General features: G+C 55.0%; 21 protein-coding genes. 10 read left to right on the top strand and 11 right to left on the bottom strand.

The window, feature by feature from the left end:
* The first annotated feature begins 36 nt into the window (after positions 1-36).
* A complete protein-coding gene (locus CHH28_RS14160; RefSeq protein WP_094060921.1) occupies positions 37-1,335 on the top strand; it encodes an ABC transporter substrate-binding protein in 1,299 nt (432 codons plus the stop codon).
* A complete protein-coding gene (locus CHH28_RS14155) occupies positions 1,319-1,939 on the top strand; it encodes an RluA family pseudouridine synthase (RefSeq protein WP_094060920.1) in 621 nt (206 codons plus the stop codon). The genes CHH28_RS14160 and CHH28_RS14155 overlap by 17 nt, the downstream gene beginning before the upstream one ends.
* On the opposite strand, the gene CHH28_RS14150 is transcribed toward CHH28_RS14155, so the two are convergent.
* From CHH28_RS14150 to CHH28_RS14115, 8 genes are all read right to left on the bottom strand, one after another.
* Positions 1,917-2,654 (bottom strand): DUF1461 domain-containing protein, encoded by a 738-nt coding sequence (locus tag CHH28_RS14150; protein WP_094060919.1) that lies wholly within the window; start codon positions 2,652-2,654, stop codon positions 1,917-1,919. The genes CHH28_RS14155 and CHH28_RS14150 overlap by 23 nt on opposite strands.
* Complete coding sequence (locus CHH28_RS14145) at positions 2,651-3,496, bottom strand: alpha/beta fold hydrolase (RefSeq protein WP_157729922.1); 846 nt, start codon at positions 3,494-3,496, stop codon at positions 2,651-2,653. The genes CHH28_RS14150 and CHH28_RS14145 overlap by 4 nt, the downstream gene beginning before the upstream one ends.
* Positions 3,493-4,281, bottom strand: a complete 789-nt coding sequence (locus CHH28_RS14140) for an alpha/beta fold hydrolase (protein WP_094060918.1) — start codon at positions 4,279-4,281, stop codon at positions 3,493-3,495. The genes CHH28_RS14145 and CHH28_RS14140 overlap by 4 nt, the downstream gene beginning before the upstream one ends.
* 99 nt (positions 4,282-4,380) lie before the next feature.
* Positions 4,381-4,848: a phosphohistidine phosphatase SixA gene (gene sixA / locus CHH28_RS14135; protein WP_094060917.1), complete on the bottom strand. Its 468-nt coding sequence runs from the start codon at positions 4,846-4,848 to the stop codon at positions 4,381-4,383.
* Positions 4,845-5,138 (bottom strand): DUF4389 domain-containing protein, encoded by a 294-nt coding sequence (locus tag CHH28_RS14130; RefSeq protein ID WP_094060916.1) that lies wholly within the window; start codon positions 5,136-5,138, stop codon positions 4,845-4,847. The genes sixA and CHH28_RS14130 overlap by 4 nt, the downstream gene beginning before the upstream one ends.
* Before the next feature lie 20 nt (positions 5,139-5,158).
* Entirely contained in the window at positions 5,159-6,184 is a 1,026-nt protein-coding gene (locus tag CHH28_RS14125) for an NAD(P)H-dependent glycerol-3-phosphate dehydrogenase (protein WP_094060915.1), read from the bottom strand.
* Positions 6,185-6,197: 13 nt separating this feature from the next.
* Positions 6,198-6,707 carry an STAS domain-containing protein gene (locus tag CHH28_RS14120; RefSeq protein ID WP_094060914.1) on the bottom strand — a complete coding sequence of 170 codons (510 nt, stop codon included), beginning with the start codon at positions 6,705-6,707 and terminating at the stop codon, positions 6,198-6,200.
* Complete coding sequence (locus CHH28_RS14115; protein WP_094060913.1) at positions 6,704-7,870, bottom strand: PP2C family protein-serine/threonine phosphatase; 1,167 nt, start codon at positions 7,868-7,870, stop codon at positions 6,704-6,706. The genes CHH28_RS14120 and CHH28_RS14115 overlap by 4 nt, the downstream gene beginning before the upstream one ends.
* A 179-nt stretch (positions 7,871-8,049) precedes the next feature.
* Between CHH28_RS14115 and CHH28_RS14110 the strand changes: the two genes are divergently transcribed.
* Positions 8,050-8,349 (top strand): PilZ domain-containing protein, encoded by a 300-nt coding sequence (locus CHH28_RS14110; RefSeq protein WP_094060912.1) that lies wholly within the window; start codon positions 8,050-8,052, stop codon positions 8,347-8,349.
* A gap of 51 nt (positions 8,350-8,400) precedes the next feature.
* Here the strand turns inward: CHH28_RS14110 and nfuA are convergent, their stop codons facing one another.
* Positions 8,401-8,991, bottom strand: a complete 591-nt coding sequence (gene nfuA / locus CHH28_RS14105; protein WP_094060911.1) for a Fe-S biogenesis protein NfuA — start codon at positions 8,989-8,991, stop codon at positions 8,401-8,403.
* A gap of 167 nt (positions 8,992-9,158) precedes the next feature.
* Between nfuA and metH the strand changes: the two genes are divergently transcribed.
* The 7 genes from metH (at position 9,159) to CHH28_RS14070 (ending at position 19,832) form a co-directional block, all read left to right on the top strand.
* A complete protein-coding gene (gene metH / locus CHH28_RS14100) occupies positions 9,159-12,866 on the top strand; it encodes a methionine synthase (RefSeq protein WP_094060910.1) in 3,708 nt (1,235 codons plus the stop codon).
* 22 nt (positions 12,867-12,888) lie between these two features.
* Positions 12,889-14,226, top strand: a complete 1,338-nt coding sequence (locus tag CHH28_RS14095) for an MATE family efflux transporter (RefSeq protein WP_233243627.1) — start codon at positions 12,889-12,891, stop codon at positions 14,224-14,226.
* Positions 14,223-15,023 carry a glycerophosphodiester phosphodiesterase family protein gene (locus CHH28_RS14090; RefSeq protein ID WP_094060909.1) on the top strand — a complete coding sequence of 267 codons (801 nt, stop codon included), beginning with the start codon at positions 14,223-14,225 and terminating at the stop codon, positions 15,021-15,023. The genes CHH28_RS14095 and CHH28_RS14090 overlap by 4 nt, the downstream gene beginning before the upstream one ends.
* A gap of 100 nt (positions 15,024-15,123) precedes the next feature.
* Entirely contained in the window at positions 15,124-16,785 is a 1,662-nt protein-coding gene (locus CHH28_RS14085; RefSeq protein WP_094060908.1) for a nitrite/sulfite reductase, read from the top strand.
* Entirely contained in the window at positions 16,769-17,260 is a 492-nt protein-coding gene (locus CHH28_RS14080; RefSeq protein ID WP_094060907.1) for a DUF934 domain-containing protein, read from the top strand. Before CHH28_RS14085 ends, CHH28_RS14080 begins: the two co-directional genes overlap by 17 nt.
* A gap of 255 nt (positions 17,261-17,515) precedes the next feature.
* Positions 17,516-18,604 (top strand): DUF3466 family protein, encoded by a 1,089-nt coding sequence (locus CHH28_RS14075; RefSeq protein ID WP_094060906.1) that lies wholly within the window; start codon positions 17,516-17,518, stop codon positions 18,602-18,604.
* A gap of 67 nt (positions 18,605-18,671) precedes the next feature.
* Positions 18,672-19,832: a cation:proton antiporter gene (locus tag CHH28_RS14070; RefSeq protein WP_094060905.1), complete on the top strand. Its 1,161-nt coding sequence runs from the start codon at positions 18,672-18,674 to the stop codon at positions 19,830-19,832.
* A 12-nt stretch (positions 19,833-19,844) separates the two neighbouring features.
* Here CHH28_RS14070 and CHH28_RS14065 read toward each other — a convergent pair whose 3' ends face one another.
* Together CHH28_RS14065 and sohB are read right to left on the bottom strand one after the other, a co-directional pair.
* Positions 19,845-20,837 carry a YhdH/YhfP family quinone oxidoreductase gene (locus tag CHH28_RS14065; protein WP_094060904.1) on the bottom strand — a complete coding sequence of 331 codons (993 nt, stop codon included), beginning with the start codon at positions 20,835-20,837 and terminating at the stop codon, positions 19,845-19,847.
* A 3-nt stretch (positions 20,838-20,840) separates the two neighbouring features.
* The gene (gene sohB, locus CHH28_RS14060) at positions 20,841-21,905 is read right to left on the bottom strand and encodes a protease SohB (RefSeq protein WP_094060903.1); all 1,065 of its coding nucleotides are present in this window, start codon (positions 21,903-21,905) and stop codon (positions 20,841-20,843) included.
* Positions 21,906-21,963 lie beyond the last annotated feature (58 nt).

Genomic DNA, 21,963 nt, shown 5'->3' with positions numbered 1-21,963 from the left:
TAGTTCCAGTATTCTCACCAACCTACAGAGGACGTTATGAAACATCTGTTGCACAGTTTGCTGGCATTGATACTGGCCACACTGAGCATCGCCAGCGCGGCGGAGCAAAGCCCTCCCCGCGACGTCGTGATGAATGCTGCCAATGGCATGGCAAAGCAACTGCTGGCCAATAAGGAGCGCGTGCAAAAGCAAGACTATTACCTGGAACAACTGATTGACGAGCAACTGCTGCCGGTGGTTGACCATGTGTACATGGCACGTCTGGTATTGGGTAAGTTCTGGCGCCGCGCCTCCAGCGAACAGCAACGGGCGTTCGTTGAAGCGTTTAAACACAAAGTTATCCGCACATACGCTGGCGCCTTTCGTGCCTTCGACGATCAAGAGATGAACTTTTCTGAAGCGCGCTTGAGCCCATCGGGCAATCGAGCCTTGGTCAAAAGTGAGATCATGCGAGTCGGTGCACCCTCTATCAAAGTCGACTACAAGCTGTTCAGTCGCGACGATCAGTGGCAGATCTACGACGTCGTGATCGAAGGCGTTAGCTTGGTCAAAAGCTTTAGCGACCAAATGAGCCGCAGCATCGAAGAAAACGGCTTGGCCAAGGCGATCTCCATACTGGCGGATGAATACAAAGACCAGTCACCCACGGTCAGCTTGGGCACTCCAGACTGGGGGCCGTATGCCAGCAACCAACAGCCCGATCAAGGCTTGGCCGCAGCCATTGTAAAACGTGCATTTGCACAGCAAGGTTGGCAAGTTGACGTCGACATTCGCCCACAGCAAGCCATCGACGAGGCCGTTACGTCAAAAAAGCTGGATGGCTGGCTGGCCCAGTGGCGTGATAATTCGCCACATACGGTTCAGTCGGCCGCATTTTTGAGCAATCACTTGGTGGTGGTGAGCCGGCGCGATGCAGGCCTCACCATGGCCGAGCTACTCGATTCGCAGCAAGCACGATCGCTCAAGATCGGCTTGTTCAACAACGTGGCTTACAACAACGAAGTGACGCAGTTTGCTGCCCAGTTCGAGCAGCACTATCGCGACTATTGCTCGCACTTATTTCGCGACTTAGCGCGCGAGGAACTGGACTTAGTGATCGTCGATCGCTGGGTTGCCGAACAAGAGTTGGCCAGCAGCGACAACATCGCCAAACACTTGGAGATACTGTCACCGGAACTGGCCAACCAAGACCTGCATGTTACAATCCGCGCCTCGCTCCCCAATGCACAGCGCATGATTAGCGCCTTCAATGATGGCCTGCAACAGCTCAAGCAAACGGGCGCCTACACAGAACTATTGCAGGACTTTCAGTACCCACATGCACCCGCCGATTGAACCACTGCTGATTGATGAAGACATCCTAGTCGTCAACAAACCCTCTCACTTGCTCAGCGTTCCCGGGCGCTATGAAAAGGACTGTCTACAGGCAAGGCTGGAGTCGCAGTTTGGTACCACACTGGTGGTGCACAGGTTAGATCGAGATACATCCGGCGTCATGGTATACGCACGGCACAAGACGGCGCTGGCTGCCATTCAGCGCCAGTTCGAGCGGCAAACCACAACAAAAGAATACGAGGCATTGGTGTACGGCACGCCCCGAGGCATGCAAGGCTGCATTAATCTGCCCATCATCGTCGACTGGCCCAATCGACCACTGCAAATGATCAGTCACACACAAGGGCGCTATGCCCTCACCCGCTGGCAACGATTAGAAACCGATGGACGCTTGAGTCGCATGCGACTGCTGCCGCAAACCGGCCGCTCACACCAGCTGCGTTTACATATGCAACAAATCGGCTGTCCAATCGTGGGCGACACGCTGTACGCTGGTGACCAGCTCAACGAAGAGCCGCGGCTGATGCTACACGCTCGCCGGCTCGAGTTCGATCACCCGACCCAGCAACAACGCTTGCGTTTTAACTGCGCTCCCGAGTTTTAAGCCAGTAACGAAGACCTGCCAGCCAAGCAGCAAACAGCACTAGTCCCAGCGCCGTGATGCCAACAGCAATCAAACCGAACAGCTGCGGCGCATGCATTAAAGTGGTCATCAACGAATCCTGATAATAAAAGAACCACTCGTTTTCCGCTGGAAAGATCCACACATGCATTTGATAGAACACCGCTTTGGGGCCAATTCCCAGGACCAGTGCGGTGGTCATTATCACCAACGCCGCCAGCACCAGTAACTGTCGTGACCATTTTAGGTGCCAGTCGTAGCGTTGAATGACAAACAACAGCAACGCGCTCACTGGCAACAACCACAGCAGCGCCAGATTGAGCGCGTCGATTAAATTCGCAACGTCCTGCAAGTGCACCGCCTCAGGCTCTCTGAGCAACGCAATAGATTTATGATTATCGTCCGAGTAGATAACGGTATAAGATATTTCGCGCAGCCCCTCTCCATGCTGATGCACGGCCTGTACGATGTCACTAAATAGCGACTCGTGCTGCGCCCGATCAAGCTGCTCCAAACCTAGCTTGTAACGATTCTGCGGCCCGTAGTAGTCAATGTGCTGTTCGATCTGCAACACGTCGTACCACCAGGAGTAGCCATAATCTAATTTGGCCCAAATATGCCAAGACCCACCCAAGCTCAGCAGCAAACCAGACAACAACAAAATGAACCAGCTGAGATCCCCAGTCCGACTGTTCATGAGCTCATCTCCTGCTGCAAAAACGTGGCGACCGCATCGGAAACCAACGCACTGCCCTCTGATTCCATGTGCAAGTGATGATGCCCTGGCAAACTCGCCAAGCGCCCACACTGGAGATGAGCCATCCGCTGGCTAAAAAACGTCTTCGGAATAATGCCTTGCTCAGCGCGAATCACCAGCACAGGACAAACCACTGAACGCAACATGGTGGCCACCATGGCTTCGGTTAAGCGCATCTTTGACGGCGCCCTGAGCCTCGGGTCAGTGCGCCAGCGTAATCGGGAAGACTGCTCGCACGCCTCAAGGTTGCGCTCGACGAGGGCTTTTAATGCAGCTGCACTGAGTAAGGGAGCCGTCTTTTGCCGGGCCTGCATGGCCTCTTCCAGTGAGCCAAACTCACGGCTTGCTCTGGGCTGCCAAGTGAGGGCTTTGGACATATTGGCCAGCCAGTCTTCATCTCGCCCGGCCAGCGGGCCAATGCCATCTATCAATACCAGCGCATCCACAGCCTCTGGCCATAGCGCCGCCAGCTGCAGCGCTATAGCACTGCCCATCGAATGGCCTATCAACACGCGCTTGTTACCATCGCTAGGCAACGCGTCCAGCGCTTGTTTGATCAGTGACAGGTAGGACCAAATGTAATAATCGGCGCCATGAGGTAACCAGTCGGAAGCGCCATGCCCAGGCAAGTCGAGTGCCCAACTGGCGAATGGCAACTTAGGCGCCAGCGCATCAAAACTGGCGGCATTATCCAACCACCCGTGTAATAACAATGCCTGCACGCGACTGCCATCGACGTCATGATACTTGGCCGCCAAGGGCCCAAGGCAAGATTCCGTCATAACAGCCCCCACTGCTGTAATAAACGCTGGATCAGCTGCGCTGTTGCCTGTGGCTGCTCGAACGGAAACATATGACTGCCGGGCAGCCATTCAACCTGCATGGCCGCTTTGGCTTGCATATAGCGAGCATTCACCGGGCGCAAAACATTGCTCTGCTTGCCGGCCACCACCGCAGCCGGCATTTCAAGCGGTGCGGCATTGGAGAGATTATCCGGAATGGTGCGATAGATTTTCATCTCCACATCCGGGTCGTAGCTCAAGCAAACGCCATCATCACAGGGCTGGGTGCCTGCCTCGACGTAGTGCCTCAGACAGGTATCGTCAAAGCGTTTCATCAGCGATTTGGAGCGGAAATACGCCAGCGCACTGTCTTGGTCGGGCCAGCGAGTACGCCGCCCTTCGGTGCGCGCCGCTGGCGTGACACGATCGGACAAACCCAAGCTCTTTAGCAGACGCAGGCCTCGTGATTGCCAAGGCGTAAGCAAGGGTGAATCCAGCATGATCAGACCGGCGACCAGATCCGGACGGCGACGTGCCACCATGTAGCTCAGCACCCCTCCCAAGGAATGGCCGACAGCAATCACCGGTGTTGCGTAGTGCCGCTCAAAGTACTCCAGCAGCTCGCGCTCTAAATGCTCCCAGTTATTCGTCACTGGGTAGTTTGGATGATGACCTAAGCGGTCAATGCTGCGAATCGTCGCGTGGGCAGCCAGTGGCGCTAAGACGTGCTGATAAGCGCCGGCAGGAAAGCCGTTAGCGTGAGAAAAGTGAATAATAGGCTTCATGCATGCAACTTGATGGCATATACAAAGCCAGCCAAGCTACCCGCTGCAGCCGTCAGGCGCAAGGTGCATCTGTGACAGACACACCTCTGGAGCACAGCCCTAGGAAGCCTGAGCCAACTCCGGGTACCATATATCGCGCACGCTCATACAAGCCGCTGCGGCGATATCTCCCTCGAGCAGCCAGCATTCCGCTGGCGACCATGGTTGATCAAACACTTGCCCTTCCACCAACAGGGCCGCCAGCCGACCCACCAGCGGCAGATGGGATACCAGCACCGTGTCCTGTTTTACAGCCAGTAGCTGTTCAACAACAGATTCGGGGGCACTACTGGGCACCAGTGCGTTCATGGTATCTATGGTCGAGCCTAATGACTCGTTAATCGCCTGTGCCGTCTGTTGCGTGCGCAAATAAGGGCTGACCATCAGTTGTGGCGACTCAAGCCCCAGAGACTCAAGCCACTGACCCGCCCGTTGCGCTTGCTGGACGCCCTCTTCGCGCAAGGGGCGCTGCTCATCCGAGTCAGCCCCCGTCACCGCCAAACCATGGCGTACTATGCATAATTTCATTCACTGCTGTCCGCGTCTTGCGGTGCTGGCCAATCCTGGAAAGGATACGGTTTTTGCTCACTCACACCGCTCAGATAATGAATAATCTGACTCACGTACTGCCCCAAGCTATCACCGAATTGGGCTAACTGCGCATTTGGAGCACCGGTGGCTAACTGGAATCCCCACTGCGCCACAGTAATCACCAGCACAGCGATGTCCGCCAGGCGCGACACCAAATAAAACAGCACCAGATACAGGGTTTTCAGCCAAAAAGCATCGGAAGTCAGATTGTCTTTTACATCACTCATAATGGGTCCTTTAGTCGGTGTTAGATTTCGTTTCGAGAAAGGGCAAATTCGACATCCGACGCCATTTCTCCGCGCATCAAGCCCTGGGCTACCTGCTTGGGGTTAGCGCCGTTAAACAACACTTCGTACGTTCCCATTACCAGAGGCATATAGATATCAGATTCGATGGCCTTTTCCCTGACATATCGCAAGGTTTTTACACCCTCCGCCACTTCGCCTAGCGATTCAATCGCTTCATCCAAGGTTTTGCCTTCGCCAATGGCAAAACCGACACGATAGTTGCGGCTCAGTGAGGAGCTGCAGGTCACGAATAAATCCCCCACTCCGGCCAAGCCCAAGAAGGTCAGCGGGTTAGCACCCATTTGCACGGCAAAGCGGCTCATTTCTGCCAGCGAGCGGGTAATGATCATGCTACGGGTGTTTTCGCCCAAGCCGAGTGCGGCGACAAAGCCTGACGCAATGGCGTAGATGTTCTTTAAGGCACCGCCCAACTCAACACCATGCGGGTCATTCGAGGCGTAAACACGAAAGTAATCACAACTCAAAGCTTCTTGAACTTCACGGCGTAAATCACTGTTTTCACTCGCAATCACTGAAGCTGCCAGTTCTCTTCGTGCTATTTCTTTGGCCAAGTTAGGTCCACTCAACACACCCACTGGGTTATCTGGGCAGACGTCACTGAGCACCTGACTCATCAGCATGAAGTTCTCAGGCTCAATGCCCTTGGTGGTGCTGACCAAACATTGCTCAGCCTGCAGCCAGGGCAAAAACTTCTCCGCCACCTCACGCACCGATGCACTGGGCACCGACACAAACACCACGTCGGCATTGGTGACCGCTGCTTGTAAATCGGTGGTTGCCTGCAATGCCGGATTCAGTGGCGTATCCGGCAAATACCTTGGGTTGATATGCTGCTGATTGATGGCGTCGGCAATGCTGTCATCACGCATCCATTGCCGGGTTTGAATGCCGTTATCGGCAAGAATATTAGCTATGACGGTACCAAAACTTCCGCCTCCAACGACGGCAGCTGACTGGATAGGCACGGGATCCCCCTGATTATGAATTATTCGACTGGGCGTCACGACGGTCGGCTTCGAGCGAGTCGACCAACTCTTTAAAGGCGTGTTCGTTACTCTTGTTCAAGCTCATCAGCACTTTGTGTGCATCGATCACTTGCTCACGCGCTTGCGCTTCACTAACTTCTCGGGCCGCCCATTGCTCAAACTCAGCGTCTGTGTCGATCGGCTCTCGCACCAAGTTAAACACCTGATCAAAGCCCATACTAAGCAACAAGCGGGTGATGTCGGGATTGGGCGTGACCACCGTCGGGCGGATACCAAAACGCTCTTGCGCCAAGATGGCAATTTTTGCAATTTGCCCAAGCGTGGTGCTATCGACGCCCGAAGCGGCGCTGAGATCGACCACCACTTGATGAAAGTCTGGCCGAGCTAGGATGTCGTCCAGATAGCGCTCCAGTGCGGAGCACAAGTTTAGTCTCACATCACCGACGAGGCGCACGATATGAACGCCGTCGACAAATGCGACATAGACTTCACCTGATGTCATATTCCCTCCCTATTCACCGCCAGCATGGCGATATCATCGGGCACTTCTGCATCCACTTGCAGACCCAGACTATTGATCAAACGTTCCGGGCTTCCTTCGGCACTGACGGCTAATGACAGCAGCTGTGCTTCTTTATCATTCAAGGTCGGCTGATCGATGATTTCCAGTATTCCGTCAGAAAACATCCACAAGGTAAAAGGCTCCGGCAATTTCATACGATAATTTTGATACTTGGCACCCTCAAACAACCCCACAGGCATGCCCGAGCCTTCCAGGTAATCGGCGTGGCCATCAACCACCAACACAGGCATCGGCAAATGACCGCCCACACTGTAAACCAGCTCACTGCTGACCAAGTCATAGATGGCGTAAAGAATGGTGAGATGTTTACCCAGCTGCGACGCCAACAGCTCACTGTTGATGCGCTGCAACACCCTAGAAGGGTCATTGAGATCGTCGCTAGAGCCGCGGCGCAGGTTGCGGCGCAAACGGTACGTCAGATTCTTTAGCAGCACCGTCACGAAAGCCGACGAAGCGCCATGGCCAGAGACGTCGGCTACGTAAAACACTAAACGGCGTTGATCGAGTTCGAAGTAGTCAAGAAAGTCGCCACTGAGCAGCAGCGATGGAATCACCCGATGACTCAGGTTAATGCCCATTTTAGTGATCGGCTCGGGCAGCATCCGTAATTGCGCCTGGCGGCCGGCTTGCTGATCGTTGCGCAGCTCATCAAGATGGCGGCGCAGCTCGCGGTTCGTCACCTCAAGGTGCTCGCGATAGGCTTGGTTTTCGGCTTCGATGCGTGCGTGTTGCACGGCCTTATCCACCGACAGACCCAACACTTCGAGATTGTCCAATGGCAAAATGAGATAGTCGTCCGCGCCCATGCGCAGAGCCTGCAGCACGTCGTTACTGTCCGATGATGGCGACAACACCACCAACGGCGCGTGGGTAAAATGCTGCTTAAAAGTGGCCAGCAACTCAAAGCTAAGATCGTCGCCCAGCGCACAGACCACCGCGGCTACCGGATGATCCTGCAACCAGCCAGACACGTTGTCACTGACTTGATGCGCCTGAGCCTGATAGCCACGTTTATGTAAGTAATGCACGTGGCGTTGACAGCGCTCACTATCGTCATCAATGACCAGCACCGCTGCGGCCATTCGGACATCCCCAGAAATCAGAATTGGCGAACAGTACCGCCAACCGATAACGGTTGCAATACGAGGCTGACAGCCTGGTCTACGAAGCAGTCATTAATGACAAGTTATGAGGTCGTGCCCCTTGTACACTTTTCACACAAGGGTGGTAGTATCAAACTGACCTAACTAGGAGATTGCTTATGACGACACTGACTCGCACCTATCAGGAAAAACGCGATTTCATGCGCATGCAGATCAAGACACCAGCGTCTTTGCGACTCAGCGATGGGCGCGATTTGCAACTCACGTGTCTCGACTTAAGCAGTACCGGCGTGCAACTGGCTTGCAGCGAACCTTTACCGATTGGCGCCACAGGGACGCTCTACATCAGCAGCGGGGGCCAAGCCACCGCCCCACTGACGGCAGACATCACCATCTGCCGAGTGGAGGAAGATAACGACAGCTACCGACTCGGAGCCACCATCAACGACTTCAAATAAAAAACGGCAACTTTGAGTTGCCGTTTTTTATTGCACCGCTCCGAGATCGTTTTACTTGAAGTATGCGTTCTCGGTGACGGTGTGGTCGGTCACATCACGCACGCCGCTCACTTCCGGAATCTTAGACGTCAAGCTGGCTTCGACGCCGTCTTTTAACGTCATATCTACGGCGCTACAGCCTTGGCAGCCGCCGCCAAACTTCAGTACTGCAATGCCATCTTGAGTCAGCTCCACCAAGCTGACCTCTCCACCGTGCGCCGCCAAACCTGGGTTGATCTCGGTGTAAAGCAAATAATTAATACGATCTTCGACCGGGCTGTCAGCGTTGACGCGTGGCATCTTAGCGTTTGGCGCTTTGATCGTCAGTTGGCCGCCCATGCGGTCTTTGGCAAAATCGATGACCGACTCATCCAGATACGGGATGCTCATCGCTTCAACATAGACTTTCAGCTTTTCCATTTGCTGCACTTCGTCTTTGTCATTGACCTCTTCCGGGCGGCAATACGCCAAGCAAGTTTCTGCGTACTTAGTGCCGGGCTGAGTGATGAAAATACGCACGGCCATACCCTCGACGTTTTGCTTTTCCAGCAAGTCTGCAAGGTAGCCTTCGGCTTCGGACGTAATATTCACGTATTGGGTCATGGGATCACCTGAAAGAAACAATGGCGCTACTATACCGCAAGCGACGCGCCCCTTGAATACCCTAGTGTTTTACTAGGGTAAGCCGGTACACAGCATCCCACCTTCTGCTACAATCGCCGACCGCCGTTTTATGGCCGCGCCGATCACCCAACGGAAGAAGAACCAGCATGAATCACACAACTCCGCCAACCCTTTCTCGCCAGCAGCGCTTGCAGCAGTTACACGACGCCTTGGCACAACGCATCCTGATATTGGACGGCGGCATGGGCACCTTGATTCAAACTCACCAGCTGGAAGAAAAAGACTACCGTGGCGCACGTTTTGCCGATCTCAGCCAAGAAGTTAAAGGCAACAACGACCTGCTGGTGCTGACCCAGCCAGACCTGATTGCTGATATGCACCGCCAATACCTGATGGCGGGCGCTGACATCGTGGAAACCAACACGTTTAATTCAACCCGGGTTTCTCAGGCAGACTACCAGCTCGAAGACCTGGTGCCTGAGCTCAACCGAGAAGCGGCGCGCATTGCCCGCCAAGTTGCCGACGAAGTGTCTGCCACCACTGGCACGGCGCGCTTTGTTGCCGGCGTACTGGGCCCGACCAGCAAAACCGCCTCCATCTCTCCGGACGTTAACGACCCTGGCTACCGCGCCATTACCTTTGATCAATTGGTGGCTGAGTACACCGAAGCCACCGACGCCCTGATCGACGGTGGCGCGGATTTGATCCTGATCGAAACCGTGTTCGACACATTGAACGCCAAAGCCGCCATCTATGCCGCCCAAGGCGTGTTCGAGCTACGCGGTGAAGCCTTGCCGATTATGATTTCCGGCACCATCACCGACGCCTCTGGGCGCACCTTATCAGGCCAAACCGCCGAAGCGTTCTGGAACTCAGTGGCACATGCAAAACCGATTTCCATCGGCCTTAACTGCGCATTGGGCGCAGAAGAGCTGCGCCCACACATTGAGGAGCTGTCCAACAAAGCCAGCACCTATATTTCCGCACACCCCAACGCCGGTTTGCCGAACGAGTTTGGCGAATACGACCAAACACCGGCCGAGATGGCAGCCATTGTCGAAGAGTTCGCTGCCAGCGGTTTTTTAAACATTGTCGGCGGCTGTTGTGGCACCACGCCAGAGCACATCAAAGCGTTGGCCGAAGCCGTTGGCCGCCACAGTGCGCGCGTGATTCCAGAGCTCGCGCCCGCGTGTAAATTAGCGGGTCTGGAGCCGTTTAACTTCGACAGCGATAGCCTGTTCGTTAACGTCGGCGAGCGTACCAACGTCACAGGGTCGGCGCGCTTTAAGCGGTTGATCAAAGAAGAAAGCTACGACGAGGCGCTGGAAGTCGCGCGCCAGCAAGTCGAGAACGGCGCCCAAATCATCGACATCAACATGGACGAAGGCATGCTGGACTCGAAGGCCGCCATGGTGCGCTACCTCAATCTAATTGCTGCAGAGCCCGACATCGCGCGTGTGCCCATCATGGTGGACTCTTCCAAATGGGACATCATCGAAGCTGGCCTGAAGTGCATTCAAGGCAAGGCCATCGTCAACTCCATCAGCCTGAAAGAAGGCGAGCAAGACTTCATCGACAAGGCCAAGTCCTGTTTGCGCTTTGGCGCTGCGGTGGTGGTCATGGCGTTTGATGAAACCGGCCAAGCCGATACCGAAGCGCGTAAAAATGAAATCTGCCAGCGCTCTTATCGCATCCTGGTGGATACAGTCGGCTTCCCGCCGCAAGACATTATCTTCGACCCCAATATTTTTGCCGTCGCCACAGGCATTGATGAACACAACAACTACGCCGTTGATTTCATCAACAGCTGCGCCTTTATTTCCAGCCAGTTGCCACACGCCAAAATTTCTGGCGGTGTCAGCAATGTGTCCTTTTCTTTCCGCGGCAACGACCCGGTGCGTGAGGCCATTCATTCGGTGTTCCTCTACCACGCCATTCGCAATGGCTTGAGCATGGGCATCGTCAATGCCGGACAGCTGGCCGTCTATGACGACCTACCGGGCGAGCTGAAAGAGCGCGTCGAAGACGTCATTCTCAACCGTCGCGACGACGCCACCGACCGCCTATTAGAAATCGCCGAGCAGTTCCGCGGCGACGGCAGCGTACAGGAAAAAGAAGACGAAGCCTGGCGCTCCCTGCCGGTGAATGAGCGTCTCACTCACGCACTGGTGAAAGGCATCAATGCCTTTGTTGAGCAGGACACCGAAGAAGCCCGACAGCAGTTTGACCGTCCGATTGAAGTGATCGAAGGGCCGCTGATGGATGGCATGAACGTGGTTGGCGACCTGTTTGGCTCTGGCAAAATGTTCTTGCCGCAAGTGGTGAAAAGCGCCCGGGTAATGAAGCAAGCCGTGGCCTACTTGCTGCCCTTTATCGAAGAAGAAAAGGACGGCAAAGCAGAAAGCCAAGGCAAGATTTTGATGGCCACCGTGAAAGGCGATGTGCACGACATTGGCAAAAACATCGTTGGCGTGGTGCTGCAGTGCAATAACTTTGAAGTCATTGACCTTGGCGTTATGGTGCCAGCAGAGAAAATTCTGAAAGTTGCGCGTGAAGAAAATGTCGACATCATCGGCTTGTCTGGCTTGATCACCCCATCGCTGGATGAAATGGTGCATGTGGCGCGCGAGATGCAGCGCCTGGACTTCAACATTCCGCTGATGATTGGTGGTGCGACCACTTCCAAGGCCCACACCGCGGTGAAGATCGAACCACAGTTCGACAATGACATTGCCGTGTACGTTACCGACGCGTCACGCGCTGTAGGCGTGGCGCAAAAGCTGGTATCAACAACAGACAAGCCCACTTTCATCGACGATTTGCGCAGCGAATACGAGCATGTTCGCCAACGCAACGCCAACCGCAAGGCCAAGGCCCTGCTGAGTTATAGCGATGCATGCGCTAATGCGTTCCAACCCGACTGGCAACAGTTCCCGCCAGTGGCGCCCAAACAACCCGGGCTGCACGTGTTTGACGATTTTGATGTCGGCGAGCTGGTGGACTACATCGACTGGACACCTTTCTTCATCTCTTGGGAGCTGGCAGGCAAATTCCCGAAAATTCTCGATGACGAAGTGGTTGGCGAAGCGGCGCGCAACCTCTACCAGGATGCGCGTGCCATGCTGCAGCGCATTGTCGACGACAAACTGTTTACCGCCAAGGCCGTGGTCGGCCTGTGGCCGGCGCAGCGCCGCGGCGCCGATGACATTGTCATTTTCAATGCAGACCGCACCGAGGAGCTGGCCACCTTGCACCAACTGCGCCAGCAAACAGTCAAACCTGGCGAGCAAGCGAACTACTCGCTGGCCGACTTTGTTGCCCCTGAAGGGCAGCTGGCTGATCACATGGGTGGTTTTGTCGTCACCGCAGGCATTCAGGCAGAGCAATTGGCCAAACAGTACGATGCTCAACACGATGATTACAACAGCATCATGATGAAAGCGCTGGCCGACCGCCTAGCCGAGGCATTTGCCGAGCGCATGCATGAAAAAGTGCGCCAGGAGCTGTGGGGCTACGCCAGCGACGAACAACTCGATAATGATCAGCTGATCAAAGAAGCCTACCAAGGCATTCGACCAGCACCTGGCTACCCGGCCTGTCCAGATCACACGGAAAAAGCGACCCTGTTCCGACTGCTAGAAGCCGAACAACACACCGGCGTCAGCTTGACGGAATCCTTTGCCATGACCCCGGCTGCGTCGGTCAGTGGCTGGTACCTGGCACACCCACAAGCTAAGTACTTTGGCGTCGGCAAAATCGACCAAGACCAGGTTCGCGATCTGGCGGAGCGCAAGCAAATGCCGCTGACGACACTCGAACGCTGGTTGTCCCCTAACTTGAGCTATGAGCCATAACTCATTGATTATGGTGTATTAATTGACTCTATGGCTGGCGCGTCTCACCTCGATTGAACCCCATCGACTGACGCGCATACTCAGCATTGGCCTGCCGATTATTGGCGCCATGCTGTCACAAAGTCTGATCAACCTGGTGGACGCTGCGATGGTCGGACGCCTGGGGCAGGAGGCCCTGGCCGCCGTCGGCGTTGGCAGCTACGCCAGTTTTATTGTCGTCTCCACCGTGATGGGGCTGTCCTCCGGCGTACAGGCATTGGTGGCCCGACGCTTCGGTGCCAATGAACCCAGCCGCGTGGCCAATACCTTTTTGGCCGGACTAACGCTGGCACTGATCATGGGGATACCGCTCACCGCCCTGTTCGTCTCCACCAGCGACTGGTTCATCCCTTGGTTTAACCACGACAGCGACGTCAGTGACATTGCCATTGCCTATTTTGACTGGCGCACACTGGCGGCGACCTTCGTGGCGCTGAACTTCGTCTATCGCGGCTATTGGAGTGGCATTGGTGAGTCTCGTATCTATTTATACGTTCTGCTGCTGATGCATGTGGCCAACGTTGGCATCAGCTACGTGCTGATTTTCGGCCTTGGCCCCATCGACGGCCTAGGCGCCGTCGGCTCTGGCATTGGTACAGCAGCGTCGATGGCCATCGGCAGTGTCATTTATACCTGGCTGACGTTTCGCCGACTGCCGCTGCGCTGGCCGCCTTGGCCCGATGTGATGACGCTGGCGCGACTGGCTGTGCCGAATTCAACTCAACAAACCTTGTTTGCGCTGGGCACCAGCGTGATGTTTTGGATCATCGGGCAAATCGGCACCCAGCAGCAGGCCGTCGGACATATACTGATCAGCCTAGCCTTGGTGCTCATTTTGCCGGCGGTCGGTCTGGGCATCGCTTCCGCCAGCTTGGTCGGACAAGCTCTCGGTCGCCAACAACCACAGGACGCCTATCGCTGGGGGTGGGAAGTGGTACGTTTGGCCATGGCGATGATGGCGACGGTCGGACTGCCGTTGTGGCTGTTCCCGGAAGCCATTATGCGCTTATTCACCCCAGACCCAGAACTGATCGATTTGGGCAGCTGGCCACTGCGCATCTCTGGCCTGGCCATTGTGATAGAGGTAGTGGCTATGGTGCTGACCCAAGCGCTGCTCGGCGCCGGTGCCAGCCGCCAAGTGCTAAAAATCAATATGGTCATGCAATGGTTGGTGCTGTTGCCGCTGGCATATCTAATGGGACCGCTGGCCGGTTTTGGTTTACTCGGCATTTGGCTGCTGCAAGTCAGCCATCGAGTCCTGCTGTCGATCATCTACGCCGTCATTTGGCGATCACAACACTGGGCAACGCTGCGCATATGAACATCACGACTCCCGCATCTGTATGGTCTCTCTACCAAAGCATGAACGGCGTCATTGCCCACCGGGGCGCCAGCGGTGATGCACCTGAAAACACCGCACCAGCGATTGAGTTGGCGCAGCAACAGGGTGCCAACTGGGTGGAAGTGGACGTTACCATCAGCGCCGATGGCATCGCCGTTATTCACCACGACGACGAATTGCAACGCTGCACCAACGGCCAAGGGTTAGTCACTGAGCACACATGGCAACAGTTACAGCAACTCGACAGCGGTACTTGGTTTCACCCAAGCTTTGTCGGCACCCGAATTCTGACGCTGCACTCGCTGCTGCTACTGGCAGCAAAGCTGCAACTGTCACTGAACCTGGAAATCAAACCCATGGCCGGGCTGGAGCAAGCGACTATCGATGCCACCGCGCATGCCATCCACTCGGCGGCACAATCTCTGGATGCCCTGCCCGCTCTGCTGATCAGTAGCTTTAACGTCACAGCTTTGCAGCTGGCAGCCAAACACCTGGCGCCATGGCCACGAGCGCTCAATGTTGAAGCCATCGACACAGACTGGCCACAACAGCTGCAACAAGCCCAATGCACCAGCCTGCACTTTGACGCCCAGCAGCTAATACCCGAGCAACTGCAAAGCGTCACCTCGGCCGACATTGCCTGCGCGGCTTACACGGTCAACCAGCCATCACAAGCACAAGACTTGTGGCAAATGGGCGTGTGCGCCGTGTTCAGTGATTTTCCAGGGCCATTAAGCGGCGCATGGCAAGCGTACCAAAGCGGAATGTCACTATAGTCTCTAGTTATTTCCATATAGATAAATAGTCATTTTAAGCATAACGAAGCTTTGTTATGGTTCGCCGTCATAATCACTCTAATTCGCTAACCGGATAGCTATGTACGTTTACGATCAGTACGACCAGCAACTGCTGAACGAGCGGGTCGCCCAGTTCCGCGGGCAAATGGCCCGCTATCTGGACGGTAAGATCCCAGAAGAAGAATTTTTGCCACTGCGACTGCAGAACGGCATTTATGTGCAGCGCTATGCGCCCATGCTGCGTGTCGCCATCCCTTATGGCCTGTTTAACGCCAAGCAAATGCGCACCCTCGCCAGCATTGCGCGCGATTACGACAAGGGCTACGCACACTTCAGTACACGCCAAAACGTGCAGTTTAACTGGCCGGCCTTAGAACAGTGCCCTGACATTCTGGAGCGCTTGGCCTCAGTGCAGATGCACGCGGTGCAAACCAGCGGCAACTGTATTCGCAACACCACCACCGACGAGTTCGCAGGGGTTACCGCCGATGAGCTGGTCGACCCAAGACCCTATTGCGAAATCATTCGCCAGTGGTCCACCTTCCACCCTGAATTTGCTTACCTGCCGCGCAAATTTAAGATTGCGGTCAATGCCGTTCCGGGTGTCGACCGCGCAGCAGTCAAGGTTCACGATATTGGCATCAACATCGTGCGCAATGAGCAAGGTGAGCTCGGCTATCGGATTTTGGTTGGCGGTGGCCTGGGTCGTACGCCAATTATTGGTTCTGAGATTCGCAGCTTCCTGCCAGAAGAAGACTTGCTGACCTACTTAGATGCGATCATCCGCATCTACAACCAGTTCGGTCGTCGCGACAACAAGTACAAAGCACGCATCAAAATCCTGGTGAAAGCCCTGGGTGTTGAGCGCATGCAAGAGCTGGTTGAAGCTGAATGGCAGCGCATCAAAGACGGCGAAGACAAACTGACTCAGGCCGAGCTGGACCGAGTGAAGTCGCACTTCACCACGCCGAACTACCAGACACTGGAGTCAAACCCAGCGAGCTTGCAACAAGCACAGGCGCAAGACGCCGCCTTTGCCCGTTGGGTTCAGCGCAATGTGCGACCACACAAACAAGCCGGTTATGCCATTGTGAACCTGAGCTTGAAGCAAAAAGGCAATGCTCCGGGCGATGTGACCGCTGAGCAAATGGATGCCATCGCCGATCTGGCGGAAGAATTCAGCTTGGGCGAAATCCGCTCCACGCACCAGCAAAACCTGGTACTGGCAGACGTTGAACAACAGCGCTTGTATGAGCTGTGGCAGCAAGCCAAAAGCAACGGTTTGGCGACTCCCACTTTAGGTTTGCTGACCGACATGATTTGCTGCCCAGGCGGTGACTTCTGTGCTCTGGCCAACGCCAAGTCGATTCCGGTTGCTGAGGCCATTCAGGTGCGCTTTGACGATCTCGATTATTTGCACGATTTAGGCGAAATCGACCTCAACATTTCTGGCTGCATGAACGCTTGTGGCCACCATCACGTCGGTAACATTGGTGTACTGGGTGTCGATAAAAAAGGCGAAGAGTTTTACCAGATCTCGCTCGGTGGTAACGGTGGTGACGATGCCTCTCTGGGCAAAATCTTAGGCCCATCGTTTGCCCGCGACGCCATGCCTGATGTGATCGCCAAGATTTTGGACTGCTACGTCGCACAGCGTATCGACGGTGAAACCTTCCTGGAAACTTATCGCCGCGCCGGCCACACCGTATTTAAGGAGGCCGTCTATGGCAAAGCTGATTGATCGCCAGCAGTTGCTGAGCAACGACCCTTGGCACTTTGCAGACGACGAGCAAGCTGTTACAGAGTACGCCATCGTGCCGCTGAAGCGCTGGCTAGAACAACGCGACGACCTGCTAGCACTGGCGCAACAAGGCAAGCTGGGTGTGCATTTCAACAGCGATGAGACCGCCGACCAATTGGGCGAAGATGCTGCGCTGATGGCGCGCATCAGCATCGACTTTCCAAAGTTCAGCGACGGTCGTGGCTATTCCACCGCGCGCTTGTTACGGCAGAGCTTTGGTTACCAGGGTGAACTGCAGGCCAGCGGTGATGTGCTGATCGACCAACTGTTTTACATGCTGCGCTGCGGCTTTGATCGCTTCGCACTGCGCGACGACCAGGACATCGACGATGCTCTGGCTGCGTTTTCTACCTTTAGTGTCAGCTATCAAAGCGATGTGAACGACCCACGGCCACTGTTCCGCCGGCGCTCCTAGCGTTCTTGCTCCGACACAACCACCGCCAGCCGGTGGTTGTGTTATTCCCACTTTAAACCCTCCTGAATACTCCCTACTCACTTCCCGTCGAGCCGCCCACCTGCTTTTCAACTGCACCCACTTGCTCCAGCAGCGGCGATCTAACGCCTTGTCCAGCATATCTTGATTCTTGTTAACAAAAATATCACCTTAAAATGATAAGGTTGTTACTAGGTGGCCGATCTTGCTACCACAACATAACCGCAAGGAGCTTTAATGAAATCTGTAACCACATGGCTATCAGCCATATCACTCGGCGTTTTCACCTCCACCGCAACCGCCACCCCCTTGTATCAATTTGAGGACATTGGCACCCTGGGTGGCCCAGAAGCGGCTGCTCTGGATATCAATGACTCGGGAAGCATCGTTGGCTGGTCCTCTCGCGACAATAAGCATGAGTGCACCACCGATACCAGCGACGTTAACTGCCACTTTGCTTTTCTTTACCACAACGGCCAGATGCTCGACCTTGGCACGGCTAGCGCCATCGCTCAGCACACAGAAGCCAGTCGTATTAACCGCCATGGCGACATCATTGGTTATCAGCAAGAAACAAGCTCCAATGGCTGGCATTACGTCGCCCTGCAATTTGTGGACGGTAAGGCACAGGCTTTGCCCACACTGAGCGGTGACAGCGGCCTGAGCGCCGTTGCAACGGACATTAATGACTCCGGGGACATTGTCGGCTGGTCGGATTCCAGCGACCAGCAAGATACCGCCGTAATTTGGCAGCAAGGCCAAATAAGCGCAGTAGCCATCCATGAGAGCTTTTTTCGCCGCGCACTTGCCAACAACAATCTCGGCGACATTGCCGGTTTTGAATACGAACGCTGGTCGGGCAAGCCCAACCGGGGATTTGTCTTAACCCCGGACGGTTTCACCCAGCTTCAGTCGGCAGAAGAGCTGTGGAGTGATGGCTGGGAGATAAACGACTACGGCATGATCGCAGGCAGCAGTACGTTACGGCCATTCAGCTCCGTGCAAGCGACCATCTGGTACCCCTCCGTAGCCGGCGGTTTGACCCAGCACGTGGTCGGCGGATTGAGCGATCAGCCCGGCATCGAGTCCATCTTCTTTGATATTAACCGCAGCGGCAGCGCCGTCGGCTTTTCCACCCTGCCTAATGGCAACGGCCGCGCCATTGCCTTTATCCAAGGCGAACTGTACGACCTGAACAACTTGGTCGAGGTGGAAGGCACATTAACCACGGCCAACGGCATCAATCGTCACGGCGACATTGTTGGTAGCTACATCAACCATCAAGGCATAGAACGCGCCTACCTGCTGCGGGCCATCGCCGAGTAATACCCAACAGGCAGAAGACACACAGCTTTTGCTGGCTTCTGCCTGGGGCCTCACTTACTCTTCATGCATGCCTGAAGACATTATTTTTACATTTTTTGTTGTGTTTGCCGGGGCGGCGATATTGGCCACCCTGGCGCTGTATACCCGCCAACCGCTGATCATTGCTTACATCGGCCTTGGGGTGCTGGTGGGTCCGTTTGGCATGAGCTGGATTGAGCACCCCGAAGCGCTCTCTCACATGTCGCACATCGGCATCATTTTTTTGCTGTTCCTGCTTGGCCTGGATATGCAGCCGATGGCACTTCTGGCAGTGCTGCGCCAAGCCACCTCCGTCGCCTTACTGAGCTCGGTGGTGTTTGCCGCCAGTGGCTTTGCCATAGCTTATGCCTTCGGTTTCAGCACTATGGACAGCTTGGTGATTGCCGCGGCCATGGTGTTTTCCTCCACCATCATTGCACTCAAACTGCTGCCCACCACGGTGCTGCATCATAAGCACATGGGCGAGTTGATGATCGGCTTACTGCTGATTCAGGACATTCTCGCCATCGTTACCTTGATTGTGCTGGGCTTTCTGTCGGGTGATCAGGACATTCCTTTATGGCAACCACTGCTGGCGATGCCGCTCTTGGCGCTGGGTTGTTACGCCGCCGTGCGCTGGTTGTTACTGCCATTGATCACACGCTTTGATCGCTTTCAAGAATATCTATTTATTCTCGCCATCGGCTGGTGTTTGGCGGTGGCAGAGGCAGCAGCAAAGCTGGGTTTAACCTATGAAATTGGCGCATTTGTCGCGGGTGTGGCGCTGGCCACCAGCCCGGTAGCACAGTTTATTGCGCTGAGTTTAAAGCCACTGCGTGACTTCTTTTTAGTGATGTTCTTTTTCGCATTGGGCGCAGGGTTAGATCTAAACCTGCTCAGTGAAGTGGTTGTGCCGGCCATGGTACTGGCCATCGCGGCATTGGTGATCAAGCCGGTCACCTTGCGCTACATGCTGGCTAGCTTTAGTGAGCGGCCTAGCTTGGCTTGGGACGTCGGCTTTCGCCTGGGGCAGATCAGTGAATTTTCGCTATTGATTGCTTTTGTGGCCAGCGATAGCGGGCTGATTTCTCAGTCCGCCTCTCTGACCATTCAAGCCACAGCAATCATTACCTTTGCGGTATCGAGTTACATCGTGGTGTTCAACTACCCCAACCCGATTGCTGTACGCGATCATCTGCGCCGCGACTAGCGGCGCAGGTGGTCACTCTTTACCCAACTCCAAACGATAACGGCCCACGCCTTTGCCTTGCAGCAATGCTTCAAGCGTGGCGGTCAGTTCCGAGCGACCAATGCTTGAGGTCAGCGCATCCAGTTGCGGCAGCGCCCACTCACCAGCCACTTTGTCGATCACGGCTTGTTTGAGCGCACGAGGGATTTCAACCGAGTCCACGCCCAGCACACTAACGCCGCGCAAAATAAACGGAAAGACACTGACATCAAAACTCGTGCCGGCAATCATGCCGCAGGTCGTCACCGCACCTTCAGGGCGAATTTGAGGCACCAGTGCTGCCACCATGTCGCCGCCAACGGTGTCGATGGCTGCCTGATATTGGGTGCGAGCCATGGCTTTGCCTTTGGCTGCCATTATCTCTTCACGCCCCACCACCTGGCCTGCACCTAGATGCTGTAAAAAAGGCACTTGTTCTTCCTTGCCAGACACAGCCACCACAGAATAACCAAGATGCGCCAGCAAAGCCACGGCGATCGAGCCAACACCGCCTGTCGCTCCAGTGACCACCACCGGGCCTTGCTCCGGTGAAATACCGTTGCGCTCCAGTTTAAGAACGCTCAGAGCGGCGGTAAAACCGGCCGTGCCCCAAGCCATGGCGTTACTGGCAGACAATCCGTCGGGTAAATGCAAAACCCACTGCGCCGGCACGCGAATGCGCTGGGCAAAACCACCGTCGGTGTTCATGCCTAGGTCATAGCCGAACACCACCACCTCATCACCGGCGGAAAACTCATCCGACTGACTGTTCACAACGCGACCCGCGGCATCGATGCCCGGGGTATGTGGGTATTCGCGGGTAACGCCGCGATTGCCACTGTAGGACAGAGCATCTTTGTAATTGACCGACGAGAACAAGACTTCAATCTCAACCTCGCCCTCAGGCAATGTTTCGCGATCAACAGACTGCCATTGCCCAGCAAAACCCGCTTCGGTTTGCTCTACACGAAATGCTCTGAAGCCCATGTGTTACCCCTTTGTTTGTGTTTGTCGGTTGGCCACCGTCATCAGTCGCACCGCCGCTCGTTCAATGCCCTGTTGCACTGCCATGCCCAATTTTTCTTGCAGCGTTTTGCGCTGTTCGTACTTCACCGTGTACACATCGGCATGTTCACACGCATTGATCAGGTAGTCGTCGCTGGTGCCAATTTCATCCACCAGCTTTCGATCCAACGCTTGCTGGCCATACCACACATCACCAGTTGCTACCGCTTCGATATCCACACGCGGGCGGTAATGCTGTACGTGTTGTTTGAACAGAGCATGAGTATCCTCCAAATCGAGTTGGAATTTCTCTTTGGCTTTGATCGTATTGTGTCCAAACATAGTGACAGTTCGTTTGTACTCACCAGCGGTGAACAACTCAAAATCGACGTCGTGTTTTTTCAGCAAGCGATTAAAGTTGGGCAGCTGCGCCATCACACCAATTGAGCCAATCAATGCAAACGGCGCGGCAATAATTTTGTCTGCCAAGCAAGCCATCATGTAACCACCACTGGCCGCCACTTCATCGACACACACGGTCAGCTGAATGCCGCGGTCACGAATGCGCTTCAACTGCGATGATGCCAATCCATAGCTGTGCACCATGCCGCCACCGCTTTCCAAGCGCAGAACAATCTCGTCTTCTTTGCGGGCGAAGGTCAGTACCGCACTGATGGCTTCACGCAACAATTCCACATCGCTGGCGCGAATATCGCCGTCAAAGTCCAGCACGTACAATCGTTTGCGCGGATCAGCGCTGGGCTCAAGGCCGTCTTTGGCGCGCTTTTTATCCGCTTTGCGACGCGCTTTTTCATCTTTCTTTTGCTGCTTTTCCAACTGTTTTTGTGCGTCTTTATCACACACTACGGCGCGCAGCTGATGCTGATGATCTTCAAGCTCGTCGTTGAGTTTTTTGATATCCAGCTCGCCCTCACTGTCTGAGCGATTGCGCATCGTCAGTGAGGCAATGCCGCCGATCACCACCAAAATGGCCACCATAATGGTCACCGCCTTGAGAAGAAACAAACCGTAGTCTGCAAAAAATTCCACTCGCTATTCCTTACTTATCCGTTCAAGGGCCAAGCATAACTGAAGCGGCACATGGGCA

Origin of the sequence: Bacterioplanes sanyensis, from assembly GCF_002237535.1 — a bacterium.
GTDB lineage: Bacteria > Pseudomonadota > Gammaproteobacteria > Pseudomonadales > Oceanobacteraceae > Bacterioplanes > Bacterioplanes sanyensis_A.
The sequence above is the reverse complement of the archived record's forward strand: the minus strand, read 5'-3'. Positions and strand labels throughout refer to the sequence as shown.

Bases quoted from the DNA above. Each gene is read 5' to 3' on its own strand.
- CHH28_RS14160 (WP_094060921.1), top strand. From the start codon at position 37: ATGAAACATCTGTTGCACAGTTTGCTGGCATTGATACTGGCCACACTG.
- CHH28_RS14155 (WP_094060920.1), top strand. From the start codon at position 1,319: ATGCACCCGCCGATTGAACCACTGCTGATTGATGAAGACATCCTAGTC.
- CHH28_RS14150 (WP_094060919.1), bottom strand. From the start codon at position 2,654: ATGAACAGTCGGACTGGGGATCTCAGCTGGTTCATTTTGTTGTTGTCT.
- CHH28_RS14145 (WP_157729922.1), bottom strand. From the start codon at position 3,496: ATGACGGAATCTTGCCTTGGGCCCTTGGCGGCCAAGTATCATGACGTC.
- CHH28_RS14140 (WP_094060918.1), bottom strand. From the start codon at position 4,281: ATGAAGCCTATTATTCACTTTTCTCACGCTAACGGCTTTCCTGCCGGC.
- sixA (WP_094060917.1), bottom strand. From the start codon at position 4,848: ATGAAATTATGCATAGTACGCCATGGTTTGGCGGTGACGGGGGCTGAC.
- CHH28_RS14130 (WP_094060916.1), bottom strand. From the start codon at position 5,138: ATGAGTGATGTAAAAGACAATCTGACTTCCGATGCTTTTTGGCTGAAA.
- CHH28_RS14120 (WP_094060914.1), bottom strand. From the start codon at position 6,707: ATGACATCAGGTGAAGTCTATGTCGCATTTGTCGACGGCGTTCATATC.
- CHH28_RS14115 (WP_094060913.1), bottom strand. From the start codon at position 7,870: ATGGCCGCAGCGGTGCTGGTCATTGATGACGATAGTGAGCGCTGTCAA.
- CHH28_RS14110 (WP_094060912.1), top strand. From the start codon at position 8,050: ATGACGACACTGACTCGCACCTATCAGGAAAAACGCGATTTCATGCGC.
- nfuA (WP_094060911.1), bottom strand. From the start codon at position 8,991: ATGACCCAATACGTGAATATTACGTCCGAAGCCGAAGGCTACCTTGCA.
- metH (WP_094060910.1), top strand. From the start codon at position 9,159: ATGAATCACACAACTCCGCCAACCCTTTCTCGCCAGCAGCGCTTGCAG.
- CHH28_RS14090 (WP_094060909.1), top strand. From the start codon at position 14,223: ATGAACATCACGACTCCCGCATCTGTATGGTCTCTCTACCAAAGCATG.
- CHH28_RS14085 (WP_094060908.1), top strand. From the start codon at position 15,124: ATGTACGTTTACGATCAGTACGACCAGCAACTGCTGAACGAGCGGGTC.
- CHH28_RS14080 (WP_094060907.1), top strand. From the start codon at position 16,769: ATGGCAAAGCTGATTGATCGCCAGCAGTTGCTGAGCAACGACCCTTGG.
- CHH28_RS14075 (WP_094060906.1), top strand. From the start codon at position 17,516: ATGAAATCTGTAACCACATGGCTATCAGCCATATCACTCGGCGTTTTC.
- CHH28_RS14070 (WP_094060905.1), top strand. From the start codon at position 18,672: ATGCCTGAAGACATTATTTTTACATTTTTTGTTGTGTTTGCCGGGGCG.
- CHH28_RS14065 (WP_094060904.1), bottom strand. From the start codon at position 20,837: ATGGGCTTCAGAGCATTTCGTGTAGAGCAAACCGAAGCGGGTTTTGCT.